The following is a 17,891-nucleotide window of genomic DNA, read 5'->3' as shown; positions in this document are numbered from 1 at the left end:
CGCCCGACGGATAGGGGCACCGATGGAACGCGAGATCGTGACGGCTCAGGCCGGGAGGCTGTCGGTCGACACCCAGACCGGCTTCGGCGGCAACGTCACGATCGGCGTCCAGGACGCGACCACGCCCCTGTGGCTGAGCATCTTCGCGGAGGTCGCCGCGAACGAAGACCTGCTCATCGGAGTAGCACCGGTACTCGACGCTTTTCCCGCCGTGGAGACTGCGGCTCGCGCTGCTCTGGTGGACGAGCTGTGCACGGGGTCTCAGGTGCGGGAGTTCATCGAGTTCCACGTGGAGGAACTCGGCCTACCCGTCATGGGCGAGATCCTGGCCGCGTTCACTAACGGAGCGATGTCGGCGGATGCCTTGGTCGCCGCGCTGGCGGTCGAATCCTTGGTCTTCCATGTCACGGACGAAGGGCAGTTGGCCTACTGGATGGACTTCGTGGTCGATGCGGGCCGCTCAGACGAGGTTCTTGCCGTACGGTTCGATGCCGACAGCGTGTTCACCGGCGTGATCGACTGGGAAAGCTGAACCGGTGGTCCCGTTTACGCGGCCCGCGAACCCGGGCGAGGATCTGGGACCGGGCGGCCGATACCGTGTCGGCGGTCGAGCCGGAGCGGCGTCCGGGCTCACCGCGGCAGGACCAGATCAACTGAGACAACCCTCTCCAGCTATCCCCCGGGGCCAGGTCAATTCAGATCGCCGGCAGCCTGCCCGTCGGCTTCGGCCGAACTGGCCGACGGCCCTGACCCACCGGATTCTGCAACAACTACATGTGCCCCCCGGCGGGATAGTGGTTGATATATCCGGGGCCACGTCTCAGACCGTCGCGTTCTATGCGTCGATCTCGTCAATCAGGCCCTTGATGAGGCCTTCGATCTCGTCGCGGATCGGGCGCACGGCTTCGACGCCTTGGCCGGCGGGGTCGGTCAGGACCCAGTCGAGGTACTTCTTGCCGGGGTAGACGGGGCAGGCGTCGCCGCAGCCCATCGTGATGATGTAGTCGGAGGCCAGGGCGGCTTCGTCGGTGAGGATCTTCGGAGTCTCGGCCGACAGGTCGATGCCTACCTCGTTCATGGCCTCAAGCACGGCGGGGTTGACCTGATCGGCGGGCGCGGAGCCGGCGGAGCGGACCACCACGCGGTCCCCGGCGAAGTGGGTGAGGAATCCGGCGGCCATCTGGGAGCGGCCGGCGTTGTGGATGCAGACGAACAGCACCGAGGGCTTGTTCTCAGACATCGGGGGTGCCTTTCGGGTCGTCGGTGCCGCGGTCTGCGGCTTCCGGCAGGTAGGTGAGCAGGTCGGCGACGAGCAGGTCGAGTTCGTCGCGGATGCGGCGGACCTCGACCATGTCCTTGCCTTCGGGGTCCGGGACGTTCCAGTCCAGGTAGCGCTTGCCGGGCAGGACCGGGCAGGCGTCGTCGCAGCCGACGGTGACGATGATGTCGGCGGCGGCCACGAACTCGTCGGTGAGTGGCTTGGGGTATTCGGCGGAGATGTCGGCGCCGATCTCGGCCATCGCCTCGAGGACCCCCAGTTCGAGCTCTGCCGCCGGTCGGGAGCCGGCGGAGCGGGTGTTCACTCGGCCCCGGGCCTGCATGTCCAGCAGCGCGGCGGCCATTTGGGAGCGGGCGGCGTTGCGGTCGCAGACGAACAGCACCTGCGGGACCGGGCGAACCGGGGGCTTCTGCGCGTAGGCCAGGGCCACGAGCCGGTCGTCGGCGAACCGCTCGGTGAGGGCGGGCAGGAACGCGGCCAGCCGGGCGCTGGCCGCGAGGGCCTGGTAGGACTCGAAGACGTAGCGTTCGACGGTGGCGTGGGTGAAGGTGCCGCGGAAGCGTTCCGCGAGCCTGTCCGCGATCTCGGACAGTTCCTTCTCGGCCCGCTCCAGGTCGTCGGGTCCGAAGGGCAGGTCGTCGAAGCTCATGTCGCGGCCGCCGGAACCTGCTCGGCCTGGGCCGGGGATTCGGCGTCGGCGTGTTTTGCGACCGGGTAGAGCGCCGCCACCAAGACCACCCCGATCGCGGCACCGACCACCTGGAAGGCGACGAAGGCGGCGACCGAGCCGGGCGCGATCCCGGCGAAGGTGTTCGTGAACGCCCGCGCAATCGTGACGGCCGGGTTCGCGAAAGACGTGGACGAGGTGAACCAGTAGGCGGCGCCGATATAGGCGCCGACCGCCGGGGCGATCACCGTTGAGCTGCGTCCCGTCCGGACCAGGCTGAAAATCAGCAGGACCAGTCCGGCGGTCGCCACCGTCTCGCCGAGCCACAGGTGCCCGGAGGAGCGGGTGTGTGTCGAGGCGGTGATCGCGGACAGGTTGAACATCAGGTTCGCCAGCACCGTGCCACCGATACCGCCGGCGATCTGTGCCGGGATGTAGGCGGCGACCGACCGAGGATCTGTCCCGCCGCCGGTTCGGCGGGACAGGACGTAGTCGGCGAGGGTGACGACCGGGTTGAAGTGCGCACCCGAGACCGGCCCGAAGATCAGGATCAGCACCGTCAGCCCGAACACCGTCGCGGTCGAGTTGGCCAGCAATTGCAGCCCGACATCGCCGGAGAGGTTCGTCGCCATGATCCCGGACCCGACCACCGTCGTGACCAGCAGCGCGGTTCCCAGGAACTCAGCGAGGATTCGGCGGGCCAGCGGCGCGGTCATCTGGTCGCCGCCGGAGCGAGCAGCGAGGACAACTGGGCCAGGGCGGCGGGCCGCACCCTGTAGTAGATCCACGTGGCGCGGCGGTCGGAGTCGACCAGCCCGGCCTCGCGGAGCACCTTCAGGTGGTGGCTGATCGTCGGTTGGGACACGTCGAAGTGGGGCGTGAGGTCGCAGACGCAGGACTCGCCGCCGTCGAACGAGGCGATCAGCGAGAACAGGCGCAGGCGCACCGGGTCGGCCAGGGCCTTGAACACGTGCGCCAGCCCCTCGGACTCGATCTCGCTCAGCGGCTCGGCGACCAGCGCGGTGTGGCATGCCTCCTGGACCACCAGAAGCTCATTCTTCGACATGTGTCTATATTGACAGTGGTTTATCTATCGAGGCAAACGGGCTTGGCGAACGTCGGTTGAACTCCTGGTGCGGGGCGCGCGGTCACAGCCGACCGGTCAACGTCATCGCCACCGCGCCGATCAAGCAACAGGCGGCGGAGGCGACCATGGGCTGGGTGTAGCTGTGCGTGACCGGGCCGTCGGGACCAAGAACACTGAGAAGGCGTGGAACAGCACGCCATGGCCGACGGTCTCGCTGATGGCCAAAGCCGCGACCAGTCGCCATCGATAGTCGGTCAACGCTCGTCGGGGACCGCGTGAAGACGCGGCCCCCGACATAGACGTCAAGCTCAGCTGCCGCAGCACCCGGTCCCGCTGTCGTGCTCGGCCGGTACGCCGACCTGCACCAGGACGGGCTCGCTCGCGCAGCAGGCAGCGGTGTCCTGGGCCGGCGGCAGCGCCTCGGACAGCAACCCGCCCGCAATCCCTGTCGCCAGCCCGACACTCACCGGCTCGGCGGTGCCGCACGACGATCCGCAGCCGCCGGCCTCGCCTTCCTCGCCGGGCGGCGTGGTGTTGCAGACCCCGGTCTCCGGCAGTTCCAGACGGAGATCGCGGGCGGCGCCCCAGTCGCCGTCCAAGGCGGCGACCACCGAGCGGGCCTGCTCGTAGCCGGTGGCCAGAAGGAACGTCGGGGCGCGGCCGTAGGACTTCATGCCGATGGCGTAGAAGTTCGGCTCGGGATGCGCCAGCTCGTCCACGCCGTGCGGCGGCACGGTGCCGCAGGAGTGCTCGTTCGGGTCGATCAGCGGCGCGAGCGTGCGGGTGGAGCCCAGGATCGGGTCCAGATCCAGGCGCAGCTCGGAGGCGATCGAGTGATCGGGACGGAAGCCGGTCGCGGCCACGATCCGGTCGGCGGTCACTACCTTCTTCACCCCGCGCGCATCGACGCTCTCCACCTCGACACGGCCGTTGCTCAGGGTCCTGATGGCCTGCACCGAGAACTGGTTGACCAGCTCGATCCGGCCGTCGGCGACCAGCTTCTTCAGCCGGGTCCCCAGCGCACCCCGGGCCGGCAGCGCATCAGCCTCGCCGCCGCCGTAGCTGCGGGCGGCCGAGCCGGTACGGATCGCCCAGGAGATGCGGGTGCCGGGCTCGGCCTCGGCGAGGTCGGCCAGGACCAGCAGCGTGTTCGCCGCCGAGTGCCCGGCCCCGATCACGAGTGCGTGCTTGCCGGCGTAGGTCGTACGGTCGGCGCCGAGGACGTCCGGCAGCGCGTGGTTGATGAACGCCGCCGCTTCGGCCTCGCCGTGCGCCGGCAGTCCGGACGCGCCGACGACGTTGGGGGTGTCCCAGGTGCCGGAGGCGTCGATGACCGCGCGGGCGTGCAGATCGGTGGTGATGCCGTCCACGCTGACGCGCAGCAGGAATGGCGCAGACTCGCGGCTGCGCGAGCGGACCCGGTCCACCCCGACCCGGCTGATGGCCACGACCCGGTGCCCGAACCGGAGGTGCGGGGCGATCTGCGGCGTGGCTGCCAGTGGTGCCAGGTATTGCTCGACAAGCTCCGCGCCGGTAGGCGAGGCGTTCTCATCCGGTGCAGCCCAGCCGCTCGGCTCCAGCAGGGCACGGGCGGCGGGGTCGACGTCGTAGCGCCACGGGCTGAACAGCCGCACGTGGCCCTACTGCCGCACCGCGGCGCCGATCTGGTTCCCGGCCTCCAGGACCAGGAAATCGATGTTCCGCTCGGCCAGGTGCGCGGCAGCGGCCAGACCCACCGGTCCCGCACCGATCACCACGACTGGAAGCTCTGTCTGCGCCTGGCTCATGCCGGTGGCTCCGTTCTGCTCAGCGTGCACGCTGTGACGTGCGAATCCGATGACTGTGTCGATGATCCGGTCGGGCCATCGCGGTCAGGATCGGCATGGCCGTCCCGCCGGCCGCCACGGCGACCGATCCGTTCAGCTCACCGGCTCTGTCGACGTTGATGATCAGCGGACTGCGGCCCTTGGCGGCCAGTCGGGTGGCGTGGTGGGCCGAGCCGAGCGTGCCGATCTCCTGGCCGTCGAGCAGCGCGATCGACAGCCCGATGCCCTGCGGGAGGCAGTTCTTCAACAGCCGCGCGGCGTCCAGGGCCACCGCGACGCCGGAGGCGTTGTCCGAGGCGCCGGGCCGGTGGTCTGGGTGTTCATCCGCAGCAGCCCGCACCTTCGGCGACCGCCTCGGCCTTGGCCGTCGAGCCACAGCAGGCGCCCTCGGCTTTGGCCTCAGCGGCGGAGCCGCAACACGGTCCACTCGTCAGAGTCGGCGTACCGACGCCGGTGTTGGCGGCCGGGGATCCGCAACAGCCGGTGCCGGCCGCCGGGTTGAACGCGTCGGCCAAGTCGCCCTGGAAGCCGCCGACGGCGCCCGTGGTCTCCTCGCTCACGTCCTTGCTCCTCACGTGTTCGATGGTGCGGACGATGGATAGGACGGGTCAGACGCGGGGGAGCTTCACCGCAGCCGACGTACGGGCGGCGTCCAGGCGGCGGGCCGAGCGCTCGGCCCGGGTGGTGACGCCGTAGCCGTCGCAGAACTTCACGCCGAAATCGCGGTGGGCCTTGCTGGAGGTGCTGATGATGCGGCGGAACATGGGATGCCCCTTGTCTCGAAGTTTTTCGAAGTAGCCACAGCTTGCCCTCTGTTTCGAGATCTGTCAATCTAGAGGCATGTCGAAACAGAAGGAGCTGCCGCTGCTGGAGGCCGAGACCTCCGCCCCGTGCTGCGAGCCCCTTGCCGAGCACTCCATCTCCACCGCCGACGCGATCGCCCTCGCCCCGGCCTTCAAGTCCCTCGGCGACCCGATCCGTCTGCAACTGCTCTCCCAGATCGCCTCCGCACCCGAAGGCGAGACCTGCGTGTGCGACCTGAACGTCGGCTTCGACGTCTCCGGGCCGACCATCAGCCACCACCTCAAGGTGCTGCGTGAGGCCGGGTTGATCGAAGGCGAGCGGCGCGGGACCTGGGTCTACTACACCGCGGTGCGCGAGAGGATGTCCGCTCTGGCTGGACTGCTCGTTACCGGGCCCGCCGCGGTCTGAGCGGCAGCGGTAGAGCGGCCGGGCTGTCGCGCCCGTCCAACCAATGCAGAGTGAACATGGGCTGCCATCAGGCTCCTGTCAGGTTTTGATCTGGCAATACGCGTATCAGTCCTGAATACTGCGCGTGGTATCCGTGCTGACGGAGCATGGAGCGGACGGTACCGAGGAGACTGGATGAGACGTCCCGGGCGACAGCCACGCATAAAACTCGCCGCCGGGCTGCTGGCCCTCAGCGCTGCCGCGGCGATGGTGGTGACCACCAGCGGCACCGCGCAGGCCGACTCCCAGCACGGTAAGACGCCGAAGATCGGCCACGTCTGGACGATCATCCTGGAGAACAAGTCCTACGAGGCGACCTTCTCCGGGCTGAACCAGAACAGCTACCTGTGGAAGACGCTGCCGTCCTACGGCGCGTTGCTGACGCAGTACTACGGCACCGGGCACTACAGCCTGGACAACTACCTCAGTCTGGTCGCCGGTCAAGCGCCCGCGCCGGACAACCAGAACGACTGCCCGACCTACAAGAATGTCTCCCCCGGCACCCCGGCCGCGGACGGCCAGGTCAACGCCTCCTCCGGCTGCGTGTACCCGGCGTCGACCAAGACGCTGTTCAACCAGCTCGACGACAAGCACGTGCCGTGGAAGATCTACGCGCAGGACATGGGCAACACCCCGACCCGTGAGAACGCCTACGCATGCGGCGTGCCCGGCGACCCCTCGGGTGCCGGCGTCCCGGACCCGGGCGGGGCGACCCCGACCGACCAGTACGTGCCCAAGCACAACCCGGCGGCGTGGTTCCATTCGTTGTCCGACAACCCGCGCGACTGCGCCGACGTCGTGCCGCTGAACGGCCTGCCGGCGGCCGCCGGCCACCCGGCCGAGAGCGGCATGGCCCAGGATCTGAAGTCCATCAAGACCACGCCGGCCTTCTCCTGGATCACTCCGGACAACTGCTCGGACGCGCACGATGCCACCTGCCAGGGTGACAACCTCTCCGGCGACCCGAACAACCACCAGGGTGGCCTGTACGCCTCGGACCTGTTCCTGGAGAAGGTGATCCCCGAGATCATGGCCTCCCCGGCGTTCCAGAAGGACGGCCTGATCCAGATCGTCTTCGACGAGGCGTTCCCGCCCTACAAGATGTACGGGAACTCCATCGGCGACTACACCGGCAACCCCCCGGCCTCGGGCCTGAACACCCCGACCGACACCGCGCAGTCGGTGGTGGCGTGCTGCGACGAGCTGCCCGGACCGAACACCACGCAGCCCGGCGATCAGGCCTTCGGCCAGGACACCACGCCCGGCGGCGGCATCACCGGCGCGGTGATGATCTCCCGCTTCATCAAGCCGGGCTCGGTGAGCGCCCAGCCGTACAACCACTACAGCTGGCTGCGCAGCATGGAGGACTTGTTCGGCGTCAAGCACGGCGGCACCGACGGCAAGGGCCACCTCGGCTACGCCGCGGCCGACGGGCTGCGACCCTTCGGCGGCGACGTCTACAACAATCCGTCCGGCCGTGCCCTGCCCCCGGCGCCGTCCGGCTCGATCACCTACCCGGCGGTCGCCGGCGTGACCGACGTCGGCCGTCCGGTGATCCCGGCCGGCAGCGTCTACGCCCACTGAGGAACCAAGTGAACACCCCGCACATCGCGGCCTCGCGCCGGACCGGCTTCTTCAGCCGGTCCGGCGTCCGCCGCCTCGCCGTCGCCCTGGCCGCCGTTCCGGTCGCGCTGCTCGCCGCCGGCTGTTCCAGCGCGAAAAGCTCGTCCGACCAGTCGGCGACGGATGTCATCAACAAGCTCGGCGCCGTCCCGATCCCGAGCGCCCCGCAGACGCAGCTGACGCCATCCGCCGACGAGTCGCACCCGCAACTGGTCGCCGTCGGCTCGGCCGTGGCGGTCACGCTGCCGTCCGGCACCGGCACGATCACCGCACTCGGTCCCACCGAGGATCTGCCGACCCCGCTTCCGGCCACGATGCCCACGCAGGTGGCCGGCACCATCACCCTGCGGGTCGCGACGAAGACCGGCACGGTCAAGGTCACCACCACCGACCTGTCCTCGCGCGACGACCACGGCAACGACATCGCCCTGACCCCGGTCGGGGTGGCCCAGGCCGCCGCAACCGCCGGTGGCACGGCGGACTTCGTCGTGCGCGGCACGTTCTCCTCCGGCGCGGCGCAGATCACGCTGCGCGAGGACGGGCACGTGGTCGCCGTCTGGGATTTCAACATCGAACTCGACTGACGCCGCACACCCGCCGACGGCAGGTTCTTCAGTCGTAGGCGAGATCTCCAGGACTGTCGCAGCCGCGGCCGGGCTGTTCGCCGGCACCGACATCGACGACCTGATCGTGCCTGCGCTCCTGTTCCTGTCCGCGCGGTACGTGGCGGTCTGCGGTCTGACCAGCGCTGTCGTGTCGCATACGGAGGCGCCGGTAATGGTGACCGTGCCGGGGCGCAGGGGGTCCACTGCGCGGTCAGGGTCATCCTCGGAGTCCGGAACGAGGAGTGCGGCGTTCCCCATGGCGGGGAACGCCGCACTCGTCATTTCGCTACTAGCAGAAGCGGGAGCCCAGCCTTACGGCACCCGAATCTTCCAGATGCCGCGTCCGTGCGTGGCCGCGTACATGTACCCGTCCGGACCGAGCTTCAGCTGTAGCGTGGCGTTGGTCGGCAGGCCATTGCCCAGGATGCTCCAGATGTGGGAATGCGGGCCCTCGTAGAACACACCGAGGTCCGTGGCCAGCGCGATGCCGCCGTGCGGCAGGATCTGGATCGAGTCGGCCGGGACATCCGGCAGGTTGCCCGAGATGTCCTTCCAGGTCGCGCCGCCGTCGTGGCTCTCGAAGATGTGGCCGACACCCGCGCCGGGGCCTTCGGTCCACATGCGGGAGAAGCCGTTGACCGCGACGTAGACGTGGTTGGCGTCGTTGGGGTCGATGGTGATCGAGGACAGGTAGCGGTTGGGGATCACGCTGCCGTCGGCCGGCAGGTTCAGCTGGTGCCAGCCGGTGCCGTCGGCGTTGCCGACCGCGATGCCGCGGCTGAAGCCGACGCTGTTGCAGCCGCCGCCGCACCAGGCCGCGTAGATCTTGCCGCCGGAGGAGGCGACGGCTGAGGCCAGGTGGCCGGCGCCGAGGTCGTAGACGTCGGTCCAGTCCGAGGTGGCCCGGATCGCGAAGCCCTTGGTCTGCACCGCGATGTGCTGGCCGCCGGCGACCCAGGTATTCGGGTTCTTGATGTCGGCGGTGAACGGTGCGGTGAAGCGGGCGGTGCCGTTGACGCCGTCGTTCGGCGGCACGTTGTACTCGGTGGCCGTCGAGGGGTCGGTGCTGACGTTCTGGCCGCAGTCGTTGGTCACCCAGATCGACTCGTTGGTGTATTCCTCGGCGATGTTGCAGCCGTTGGCCGGGTCGACGAGGGTGTCTCCGCCGTCGCCGCCGAAGTTGGAGCCCATGACCGTGGCCCCGTTGCGCAGGATCGATTGCCCGTTGTCCTGAAGGCCGCCGGAGACCGCGACGCCCTTGCCGCTCGGGTCGGCGCCGACGCCCACCGAGTAGTACTGAAGGGTGTCGATCGTGCCGTCGTTGAGCGACTGCCAGTCTGCGGCGTGGCCGCCGGAGTCCAGCGTCCCGTTCAGCGGCCGCTTGTAGGCGCCACCGTCGTTTCCGACCACGACGTAGCTCTTGCCACCCATGCTGCCGATCGCAACAGCATGCTGGTCGGAGTGAGTAGTGGGACTACAGGTGCCGGTCTCCTTGGTCGGGTCGATCGACCAGCACGGGTAGGTGAAGTTCCAGTACGGGCCGACCGTGTTCCAGGTGGCGCCGGCGTCGTGGGATTCGTAGACCTCTTCCAGGCCCATGTAGACGTGGTTCGGGTCGTTCGGGTCCACCTGAAGGAACTGGTTGTACCAGGCCTGAACGCCGGGGTTGTAGGTCGCGCCGGTCTCGGCCGAGCCGGAGGCCTCCAGCTTCGGCGAGTCCGCGACCAGGTGCCAGGGGCCGAACGGTGTGCCGTCGGAGACGTAGACGCCGCCGAGTGTGGACTGCGCACTGGTGATCTTCGTCGGGTCCTGGTTGATGGCGTAGAACTTGGAGCCGTCGGTGGACCGCGCAAAGGTCACCGCGCCGACGTTCGCGGCCGCGGTCGGCAGATCGCCGAGCGAGGTGGTGATGCGCGTCCAAGTGCCGGCGGACTTGGTGTAGAAGCCGTTGTAGGTGTCACCGCTGCGCCAGCCGATGGCCGCGATCAGCTTGGTCGGGTCCTTCGGGTCGGCGGTGATGTCGTTGACGATGTTCTTGTACGGCGCGGCCGGATCAGCGGCCTGCGATCCGCCGGGCAGGTAGGTGGGGTTCGGCGCGAACTCCAGCTTCCACGCGCCGTGCAAGTTGCTCAGCGAGTGCGAGTACAGGCCACGGGTCGTGGCCGCGTAGACCGTGTCGCCGATGAAGCGGATCTTGCGGATGCTGGTCGACTCCAGCTCCGTGCCGCCGACCCGGTCAGCGGTGCTGAACTGGCCGGAGCCCGGGTGCGCCAGCACGTAGACGCCGGAGCCGGTGAAGGTGTCAGAGGCCGTGTTCGCCTCACCGGTGGCGTACCAGAGCCGCCCGGCCGAGTCGAGCTCCAGGTCACCGGTCGAGGCCGCGGGCAGCGACTGCGAGATCGGCGTCCACTTGCCGCCGCCGGTGGCCGAGCGCCACACGCCGCCGTTGGCGCCGCCGGCGTAGACGTGCCCGGCGTTGTCCGCGGCCATGCCGGTGATCCGGCCGGTGACGTCGCCCGCGCCGCCGGAGGAGTTGGAGTCGTAGTCGCGGTACAGCGGGTCGTCGGAGTTGTAGGGCGTGGTGGTGACCGACTTCCACGTCGGCCCGTAGTGCGGCATCGACTGCATCTGCTGCCACGCTGCCCCGTACGCGCCGGGGGCGACGACACCGGGCGCGCTGCGTGCGGCGAAGTACTCGTTGTCTGCGGCACTAGGGTCGTCGACGCCGCCGTCGGGGTCGCCGGGAGGGCCGCCGGTGGCCGCAGCCCGAATGGGTCCCGTAGATGAGGCGGGGGCGCCGATCGCGTGCGGCCGGTTGTGGTTCTGCGTGGCTCCGATGCTCGCGGCGGACGCCTGCGGGCCGGTGAGGGCCAGCGCCAGGGCCGCACAGGCTGCTCCGATCGGGAGCAGACCGATTCGTGAGGCAGTTCGCATGCCGTGGGTCCCAACCTTTCGAGGGATGATGAAGGTTGTGCCTGCGCAGCGTTCCATGTGCAATGGCACTTTGAAGAGACCCCGAATGGTCAAGAATTCGTAAAGTAGCGTCCTGACTAGGCATTGCGTGCGGCGGGGCAGGCCGCGGCCGTTCACTCGTCCCGACGCACTGGCCGGTAGCACCGCTTACGGGCGGAGTGGCTGCACCCTTCCTTAGGCAGCGGACGGCCGTGTCCATCGTTGACAGCGACGGACACGGCCGTCATTCAGCCGGCGTGAGCAGGCATCACCGCCGAGCTCTACCTCAGAGCCCCGAGCGCCGGCGTCCTCGGATGCTGGGGCGTAGCGTAGACCGGTCCGGTGGTAGCCCGGATCGGGCCTCCGCGCATCGCGAGGCCGCCGCCGACGGTCCACATGCCTTCGTCGAAGGCCTGGCCGTTGGTCGGGGTTTTGCCGACCGCGAACAGCGCGACGCCCTTGCCGTTCACGACCGAGCAGGAGATGTAGTCGCCGACCATGTAGCCCTGGCTGGTGTTGGCGATCTGGGCCATGGTCATCGGGCCGGCCACGGTCTGCGCGCTGCTCCAGGTGCTGCCGCCGTCGGCGGAGGAGATGTAGCCCACTGACATCTGGCAGGTCGCGGTGGTGCAGTTGGCGTTGGAGTAGGCGTAGTAGTACAGGCCGAGCTTCGCGGTGGCGCCGGAGGTGGCGTGGTCGACGCCCAGGCCCGGGATGAAGTGGTCGGTGCCTGAGGTGACCGCGTCGATCGGGATCCGGGTGACCGCCGACCAGGTGGTGCCGTTGGTGGAGGTCGACATCACGATGTCGTTGCCGGGGCAGCCGGAGCGGAACCGGCAGTCCTGCCAGGCCACGTACACCTTGCCCGTAGCGTCGATCTCCGCTGAGGGCAGGCCGGAGCCGTCACGCAGGCTGCCGTTGGCGGTGTGGACCTGGACCTGCGCGATCGTGTTGACGTTGCCCCAGCTCGCGCCGCCATTGGCGGAGGTGAAGGCCTCGATCGCGGATCCGTTCGTGGAGAAGGGCACGACGACGGTGCCGTTCGGCTGCACCAGCGGCTGCCCGCCCAGCCCGGACGGACCGCCGGAGGGGTTCTCCGCGGCACCCCAAGTCTGGCCGCCATCGGTGGAGGTGGACATGAGTTCGGCGTTGCCCTGCGAGGTGTTGTCGGCCTCGATGTAGCAGTTCCCGTAGTAGGGGCTGGTGGACGTGTCGTCGCAGACGATCCACTGCTTGTCGTAGCCCTGGCCGTCGAAGCCGACCGCGTTGACCGGGTTGGTCCAGGTGGTGCCGCCGTTGGTGGACCGGTTCACCAGGACGCCCGCGGCGTTGCCGGAGGAGTCGATCGGCAGGCCCGCGACCATCCACGTGTTGTGCTTGACGTCGTAGGCGACCGAGGCGTCGGAGACCTGTGAATAGGTGCCGCCCTGGTTGACGGTGATGCCGGGCAGGAAGCCGTTGGTCCAGGTGGTGCCGCCGTCGGTGGAGGTGGCCCAGCCCAGGTTGGAGGAGCCGCCGCCGTTGACCCGGCCGACCTGGTACGCGGCGACGACCGTGTTGCCGTAGGCGAAGGTGTCCGGCTCGACCTCGGTGGCGTGCTGCGCGTCGGTGTCGGTGTAGGGGTCGGTGGAGACCTTCTGCAACGTCGGCCCCCCGGAACCGTTCACCGTCAGGGTGAACGTGGTCGCGTGGGTGGCCGAGGCACCGGTTCCGGTGACGGTGATCGGGTAGCTGCCGGGCGGCGTGCTGGAGGCAGTCGCGACCGTCATCGTGGAGGAGCCGCCGGCGGTGACCGGGTTGGTCGAGAACGTCGCCGACGCGCCGGACGGCAGGCCCGAAGCGGACAGCGTCACGCTCTGGGCGCTGCCGGAGGTGACGGCGGTGGAGATCGTCGACGTCGCCGACGCGCCAGGGTTCACCGCCGCCGACGCCGGGCTGTCACTGATCGAGAAGTCGTTGGCCGGAACGCCGCCGGAAAGGGTGACGTCGTCGTACAACGTGTACGTGGGGTCGCCTGGGTAGTTGTCGTCCTTGCTGGTCAGCGTGAGCGTGTAGTTGTGGTTGGCGGTCAGCGTCTTCGTGACCTGCTTCCACCCCGAGGACGGGTTCACACAGGTCTTGGGCAGCACCGTGGTCGTGGTGTTGGTGGTGGTGTCCTTCAGGGTCGCGGTGGCCCAGTCGTACTGGACGGTGTCCGGACACACCACGTCGTACCAGAACGACAACGATGGGCTGCTCGCCGGCGCCGTGAACGACTGCGCGATCGAGGAGGTGTTGCTCGGGCTGGTCGAACCGACCATCGCGGCGTACGTGCCCGAGTGCGGATTCGTGGTGGTGACCGAGGTGACACCGGTGGCGGTCCAGCCGGACAGGTTCCCGGTCTCGAAGCCACTGTTGGTGATCGAGGTGGCGGCCGAGGCGGGGGTGCCGATGGCCGCGGTGCCGAGGAACATCAGCCCGACCGCCGAGACGACGGCGAGCAGTCTGCTCCGCAGCGGACGTGGGGGATGATGGCGCACAGTGACTCCCTGCTAGGGCCGGGCGGATCCACGCCCGGCAGCGGATTGCATGGGGTGCACGCGGGGTTGGGTAACGTCAGGTGCGGAGGGTTCTCTCCAACCTCTGACACCCTGCGGTGGGGCCTGAATCAGTGCACGGCGACGTCGTCGTACAGGGTGTAGGTGGGGTCGCCGGAGTCACCGTTGGTCGGCGTGGTGGCTCCGAGTCGGGCGGTGTAGGACCCCCAATGGGAACCCGAGTTGACCACCGACGTGGTTCCGGTGGTGGTCACGGTGATCGGGTACGTCCCCGCCGGGGTCGAGGCCGCAGTGGTGACGGCACGACTTCCTGGTTCTGGCCCGAGCACGCGGAGCTGACGTCCAGAATCGGCCCTACGGTTGCTCGCGGTGCCTGGCGTGCGGAGGCCGGCCCGGATGTCGCGACTCCCACGACGAGGAACGTCGCTGATTGCCGCGGCCAGACATCGCAGCCTGCGACGTGAGGTGTTGGGGGGTCGCGTACGGGCTCGGAGCATGGTGGCACCCCTTCGACTGCACTGGCGGATTCGGGGCGTTCCTTGGAGCGCAACCGCACAAAATGTCGCGGGCACGGCGGATGCTAGATATGACCCTCTACATAGTCAAGGTTCTGCTAACACCCGGTATCTACGTAGTCGGTAGTAGATGTGCGTGGCACGAAACCTGACAAGCATCGACCTTGCGCGATGTCACAATATTCACCGTTGTCTTCTTCCCCCGAGCCCCCGGGCTCGACGGCGATTACGTCGGCGCCCCGTTCTGTAACGAGTCTGGTCGCGATTCCGGTGCCCGCGCCGATGTCTGCGGCGCGAGCGCCTGTCAGCGAACGGCTCAGGAGCTCCTCGACTGCGTCGAAGAGGGTGGACGGTTATGAGGGGCGGCTTTCGTTGTACTAGGCAGCCACCGTGTTGAGAGATTGAGCGCGTGCCTCGGCATTCGCCTCGCTACTGTCGTCCACTGATTCGGACCCGAGGTCAAGCGGTGCTGGGGCGGCTGGCGGCTGGTCGCCCGAGGCCCAACGCCCGATCGGACAGCAGGTGATCAGCTGGTGTAAGGACGCTTGAGGCGTTCGGTGTCGGTGCGCGGCTTGTCGGTCGTATCGGCGGCTGACTGCAGGACGTGTCAGGCGCCAGGATCTTCCGGTCCGAGGGCTGACGTACGCAGGCGTGCCTTTGCCTTCGACGATGTCGCTCCTGGCCCCGGTGTCGAGAGGACATCGTCGGTGTGCACCTCTGCGCGGCAGTGCGGGCAGATCGACAGGGGTTGCATGGTGTGGCCACAGGGCTCGTGGATGAGTACGACCGGCGGGCCCGATGGTCCGGCGGCCCAGGTGTCGCCCCAGTTCATCATCGCCCTGATCAGCGGGGCCAGTGCGCGCCCCTTCTCAGTCAGCGTGTACTCATAGCGCGGCGGGTGCTCCAGGTACTGGCGGCGTTCCAGAATTCCCTGGTCGACGAGCTTGTGCAGTCTGGAGGAGAGCACGCCGCGGGCCATCCCCAGACTCTCCCGGAACTCGTCGAACCGGGTGGCGCCGCGCAGTGCGTCCCGGACGATCAGCAGGGTCCACCACTCGCCGACCACGTCGAGGGTTCGGGCGATGGAGCAGTTCATCTCGGACAGGCTGGTCAACCGCATGCGCTCACTCTAGCCGCGAGTAGGTCTCTTGACGAGACCAACTGGGTCCGCCATGGTCAGTCCTATGAGAAGACCTACAGATCGCGGGTCCGAGTCGTGGCGGACGCTGGCGGTCCTGTGCGTGGGCTCGTTCGCCGTCCTGATGGACACCACGATCGTCAACGTCGCGATACCCAGCCTGGTCGACACCCTGCACGCGGGGCTGGACCAGGTGCTGTGGATCAACAACGCCTATCTGCTCGTCTTCGGCTCGCTGCTGATCACCATGAGCCGGCTGGGCGACGTCTTCGGTCAGCGCCGCCTGTTCATCCTCGGGCTTGCCGTGTTCGCGCTCTGCTCGGCGCTGTGCGGGGCCGCGCAGAACCCGACCGAACTCATCGTGGCGCGCGCCTTCCAGGGCCTGGGCGCGGCCATCCTGGTCCCGCAGCCCCTGGTCATGATCTCGGCGACGGTGCCTGCCGAACGGCGCGGCGCCACCCTGGGCGTGTACAACAGCATGATCGGGCTCGCCGCGGTGATCGGGCCGACGCTGGGTGGCGTGCTGGTCACGTACGTCGACTGGCGCTGGATCTTCTATGTGAACGTGCCGATCACGATCGCGGGCATCGTGCTGGCCTTCCGCGTCCTGCCGGATCTGCGGCTGGGCCGCCGGCACCGGCTGGACGCGGTCGGGGTGGTGCTGGCCACGCTGGGGCTGGCCGGCGTGGTGTTCGGGCTGATCGAGGGCCAGCGCTACGCCTGGGGCCGGGTCGCCGGCGGGCCGGTGACCATCCCGGAGATCATGATCGCCGGCGCCGTACTGCTGGTGGCTTTCGGCTTCTGGGAGCGTGGCAGGCGCGGTCAGGAGCCGTTGATTCCGGCCGCGGTGCTGCGCGACAAGACGATCGTGTTGCTGTGCGGGCTCACCGCGACCGTCCAGTTCGCCTTGATGGGCATCATGATTCTGGGCGCGGTCAACATGCAATCAGTGCTCGGATACAGCGCGGTGGTCTCCGGACTGACGGCGCTGCCGTTGAGCGTCGTGCTGGCGATGCTGGCGCCGTTCGCCGGCCGCTTGTCCGACCGGATCGGCTCCCGGTTGATCCTGGTCGGCGGGTTCACGGTCTACGCGCTCGGCGTGATCGTGCTCATGGCGGCGCTGTCCGTCCACGCGACGCCGTTCACGTTCGTCCTGCCGTACTGCCTGGTCGGGCTCGGCATGAGCTGCCTGTTCGCGCCGCTGACGACCGAAGCGCTGCGGCGGGTACGCCCGGAGTTCACCGGCGCTCTGGCCGGCATGCTGAACACCTCCCGCCAACTCGGGTCTTCGATCGGCAGCGCGGTGGTCGGCGGAGTGCTGGCCACCTTGTTGGCCGACAGGATGCGGTCCAAGGCCGCCGCCGCAGCCGGCGGGCTCCCATCGCAGGACCAATCCCTCTTCCTGCGCGGCTTTGCAGGCCCCGGGCACAGCGGGCTCGCGGTGGGACGCGGCCAGTCGGGCGGGGCCACCGTCGCGGCCGGCGTCCCCGAACCGCTGCGCACTCAGCTTCAGCGTCTGGTCCACACCATATTCACCGGCAGCTACGTCGACGCGATGCGCAGCACTCTGATCATCCCCGCTGCTCTCCTGCTGCTTTGCGCCGCCGGCTGCGCGCTGCTCATCAGGCCGCAGCGGCCCGCAACACCGGCTACGTCACAACCCAGGCCGATGAAAACAGTGGACACATGAACCATGCCCAATCAGGAACGCCGGACCGGTCGGCGAGTGATCAACTCCTGGCCGCGGCCTTGTCGCGGATACGGTCCAGGGCGTGCTTTTCGGCGAGGGTGATGGCTTCGTCTGGGATCTGCGGAGACACCGCGATCAGGCGGGCGCCGCCAGGGGCCGAGCTCGCTGTCGGCGTAGCCGAGCGCGGTGTCCACGCCGGAGTTGATCAGATTGCCTCCGACGAAGCCGGCCGGGATTGGCAGCAGGGTGTAGTAGAACGCGGTCAGGCCCAGGCCGCTGTACTGCCCGATGGCGTGGCCCACCTGCGTGGTCACCGCCACCGGGTCGGCCAGCAGCAGGTGGGTGGTGGGGTCGGCGCGGGGCACCGCCGCGGTCAGCTGCTTGCCGATGGCCAGCGACGCCTGGTGGGCCGCGGCCTGGCTGATCTGGGACGCCAGCGACGAGCCCAGGCTGCCCAGCCCCGGGTTGGTCAGGACCGTGATGGTCGGGCGCACCGTGGCCTGCGTCCTGGCGAGCGCCCCGACCGAGGCGGTGAAGTCCGGCGGGATCACCAGCGCCCCGTAGACCTTGCCCGAGGCCAGGACGTCCGATCCGTGATCTTCGGTGTCGGCGAGACACTCATGGACGACTCAGTGTTCTGACGGTCGTGGGCGCAGTGGATCGGCGTTTCCACCACACTCTGGCTGCGCTAGTCGGCGCGGTGACAGCGACAGCACTGGGA

General features: G+C 68.7%; 16 protein-coding genes and 3 pseudogenes. 5 read left to right on the top strand and 14 right to left on the bottom strand.

All coding sequences use genetic code 11. From position 1 onward, the window contains the following. Positions 1-22: 22 nt before the first annotated feature. Positions 23-532 carry a DUF2004 domain-containing protein gene (locus tag IZR01_RS09880; protein ID WP_194891729.1) on the top strand — a complete coding sequence of 170 codons (510 nt, stop codon included), beginning with the start codon at positions 23-25 and terminating at the stop codon, positions 530-532. 303 nt (positions 533-835) lie between these two features. On the opposite strand, the gene IZR01_RS09875 is transcribed toward IZR01_RS09880, so the two are convergent. The 8 genes and pseudogenes from IZR01_RS09875 to IZR01_RS09840 all read right to left on the bottom strand — a co-directional run bounded on the left by IZR01_RS09875 (position 836) and on the right by IZR01_RS09840 (position 5,623). Further along, a complete protein-coding gene (locus IZR01_RS09875) occupies positions 836-1,240 on the bottom strand; it encodes an arsenate reductase ArsC (protein ID WP_194923671.1) in 405 nt (134 codons plus the stop codon). Continuing rightward, positions 1,233-1,928 carry an arsenate reductase ArsC gene (locus IZR01_RS09870; protein ID WP_194923670.1) on the bottom strand — a complete coding sequence of 232 codons (696 nt, stop codon included), beginning with the start codon at positions 1,926-1,928 and terminating at the stop codon, positions 1,233-1,235. The genes IZR01_RS09875 and IZR01_RS09870 overlap by 8 nt, the downstream gene beginning before the upstream one ends. Next, positions 1,925-2,662, bottom strand: coding sequence for an aquaporin (locus tag IZR01_RS09865; protein WP_194923669.1), 738 nt, complete (start codon positions 2,660-2,662; stop codon positions 1,925-1,927). Before IZR01_RS09865 ends, IZR01_RS09870 begins: the two co-directional genes overlap by 4 nt. After that, positions 2,659-3,012: an ArsR/SmtB family transcription factor gene (locus IZR01_RS09860; protein WP_194923668.1), complete on the bottom strand. Its 354-nt coding sequence runs from the start codon at positions 3,010-3,012 to the stop codon at positions 2,659-2,661. The genes IZR01_RS09865 and IZR01_RS09860 overlap by 4 nt, the downstream gene beginning before the upstream one ends. 329 nt (positions 3,013-3,341) lie before the next feature. Then, positions 3,342-4,820 (bottom strand): annotated as a pseudogene (locus IZR01_RS09855) (FAD-dependent oxidoreductase). A 19-nt stretch (positions 4,821-4,839) separates the two neighbouring features. Beyond that, complete coding sequence (locus tag IZR01_RS52235; protein WP_194923667.1) at positions 4,840-5,199, bottom strand: M28 family peptidase; 360 nt, start codon at positions 5,197-5,199, stop codon at positions 4,840-4,842. Further along, complete coding sequence (locus tag IZR01_RS09845) at positions 5,180-5,434, bottom strand: hypothetical protein (RefSeq protein ID WP_323746091.1); 255 nt, start codon at positions 5,432-5,434, stop codon at positions 5,180-5,182. Before IZR01_RS09845 ends, IZR01_RS52235 begins: the two co-directional genes overlap by 20 nt. Before the next feature lie 33 nt (positions 5,435-5,467). Beyond that, positions 5,468-5,623, bottom strand: coding sequence for a hypothetical protein (locus IZR01_RS09840; protein WP_194891722.1), 156 nt, complete (start codon positions 5,621-5,623; stop codon positions 5,468-5,470). Positions 5,624-5,699: 76 nt separating this feature from the next. Between IZR01_RS09840 and IZR01_RS09835 the strand changes: the two genes are divergently transcribed. The 3 genes from IZR01_RS09835 to IZR01_RS09825 all read left to right on the top strand — a co-directional run bounded on the left by IZR01_RS09835 (position 5,700) and on the right by IZR01_RS09825 (position 8,317). Then, entirely contained in the window at positions 5,700-6,071 is a 372-nt protein-coding gene (locus tag IZR01_RS09835; RefSeq protein ID WP_194891721.1) for an ArsR/SmtB family transcription factor, read from the top strand. 174 nt (positions 6,072-6,245) lie between these two features. Continuing rightward, complete coding sequence (locus tag IZR01_RS09830; RefSeq protein WP_194923666.1) at positions 6,246-7,694, top strand: alkaline phosphatase family protein; 1,449 nt, start codon at positions 6,246-6,248, stop codon at positions 7,692-7,694. An 8-nt stretch (positions 7,695-7,702) separates the two neighbouring features. After that, positions 7,703-8,317 (top strand): hypothetical protein, encoded by a 615-nt coding sequence (locus IZR01_RS09825; RefSeq protein ID WP_194891719.1) that lies wholly within the window; start codon positions 7,703-7,705, stop codon positions 8,315-8,317. A gap of 333 nt (positions 8,318-8,650) precedes the next feature. Here the strand turns inward: IZR01_RS09825 and IZR01_RS09820 are convergent, their stop codons facing one another. The 5 genes and pseudogenes from IZR01_RS09820 to IZR01_RS09805 form a co-directional block, all read right to left on the bottom strand. Continuing rightward, a complete protein-coding gene (locus tag IZR01_RS09820) occupies positions 8,651-11,272 on the bottom strand; it encodes a ligand-binding sensor domain-containing protein (RefSeq protein ID WP_194923665.1) in 2,622 nt (873 codons plus the stop codon). A 299-nt stretch (positions 11,273-11,571) separates the two neighbouring features. Further along, positions 11,572-13,809 carry a hypothetical protein gene (locus IZR01_RS53090; RefSeq protein ID WP_323746964.1) on the bottom strand — a complete coding sequence of 746 codons (2,238 nt, stop codon included), beginning with the start codon at positions 13,807-13,809 and terminating at the stop codon, positions 11,572-11,574. 128 nt (positions 13,810-13,937) lie between these two features. After that, positions 13,938-14,081: a hypothetical protein gene (locus IZR01_RS09810; protein ID WP_194923664.1), complete on the bottom strand. Its 144-nt coding sequence runs from the start codon at positions 14,079-14,081 to the stop codon at positions 13,938-13,940. Positions 14,082-14,551: 470 nt separating this feature from the next. Next, positions 14,552-14,731: pseudogene (locus IZR01_RS54125) on the bottom strand (SAM-dependent methyltransferase); the annotation flags it as partial. Positions 14,732-14,949: 218 nt separating this feature from the next. Continuing rightward, complete coding sequence (locus IZR01_RS09805; RefSeq protein ID WP_194923663.1) at positions 14,950-15,462, bottom strand: winged helix-turn-helix transcriptional regulator; 513 nt, start codon at positions 15,460-15,462, stop codon at positions 14,950-14,952. Between the two features lie 64 nt (positions 15,463-15,526). Here IZR01_RS09805 and IZR01_RS09800 point away from each other — a divergent pair, with 64 nt between their 5' ends. Beyond that, positions 15,527-17,170, top strand: coding sequence for a DHA2 family efflux MFS transporter permease subunit (locus tag IZR01_RS09800; protein ID WP_194923662.1), 1,644 nt, complete (start codon positions 15,527-15,529; stop codon positions 17,168-17,170). Positions 17,171-17,310: 140 nt separating this feature from the next. Here the strand turns inward: IZR01_RS09800 and IZR01_RS09795 are convergent. Then, positions 17,311-17,757 (bottom strand): annotated as a pseudogene (locus IZR01_RS09795) (YhgE/Pip domain-containing protein); the annotation flags it as partial. Between the last annotated feature and the right edge of the window lie 134 nt (positions 17,758-17,891).

It is taken from the genome of Catenulispora pinisilvae (assembly GCF_015356865.1).
In the GTDB taxonomy this organism is placed as follows: domain Bacteria; phylum Actinomycetota; class Actinomycetes; order Streptomycetales; family Catenulisporaceae; genus Catenulispora; species Catenulispora pinisilvae.
This window is presented reverse-complemented; position numbering and strand designations above follow the sequence as displayed.

Bases quoted from the DNA above. Each gene is read 5' to 3' on its own strand.
- IZR01_RS09880 (WP_194891729.1), top strand. From the start codon at position 23: ATGGAACGCGAGATCGTGACGGCTCAGGCCGGGAGGCTGTCGGTCGAC.
- IZR01_RS09875 (WP_194923671.1), bottom strand. From the start codon at position 1,240: ATGTCTGAGAACAAGCCCTCGGTGCTGTTCGTCTGCATCCACAACGCC.
- IZR01_RS09870 (WP_194923670.1), bottom strand. From the start codon at position 1,928: ATGAGCTTCGACGACCTGCCCTTCGGACCCGACGACCTGGAGCGGGCC.
- IZR01_RS09865 (WP_194923669.1), bottom strand. From the start codon at position 2,662: ATGACCGCGCCGCTGGCCCGCCGAATCCTCGCTGAGTTCCTGGGAACC.
- IZR01_RS09860 (WP_194923668.1), bottom strand. From the start codon at position 3,012: ATGTCGAAGAATGAGCTTCTGGTGGTCCAGGAGGCATGCCACACCGCG.
- IZR01_RS09840 (WP_194891722.1), bottom strand. From the start codon at position 5,623: ATGTTCCGCCGCATCATCAGCACCTCCAGCAAGGCCCACCGCGATTTC.
- IZR01_RS09835 (WP_194891721.1), top strand. From the start codon at position 5,700: ATGTCGAAACAGAAGGAGCTGCCGCTGCTGGAGGCCGAGACCTCCGCC.
- IZR01_RS09830 (WP_194923666.1), top strand. From the start codon at position 6,246: ATGAGACGTCCCGGGCGACAGCCACGCATAAAACTCGCCGCCGGGCTG.
- IZR01_RS09820 (WP_194923665.1), bottom strand. From the start codon at position 11,272: ATGCGAACTGCCTCACGAATCGGTCTGCTCCCGATCGGAGCAGCCTGT.
- IZR01_RS09805 (WP_194923663.1), bottom strand. From the start codon at position 15,462: ATGCGGTTGACCAGCCTGTCCGAGATGAACTGCTCCATCGCCCGAACC.
- IZR01_RS09800 (WP_194923662.1), top strand. From the start codon at position 15,527: ATGAGAAGACCTACAGATCGCGGGTCCGAGTCGTGGCGGACGCTGGCG.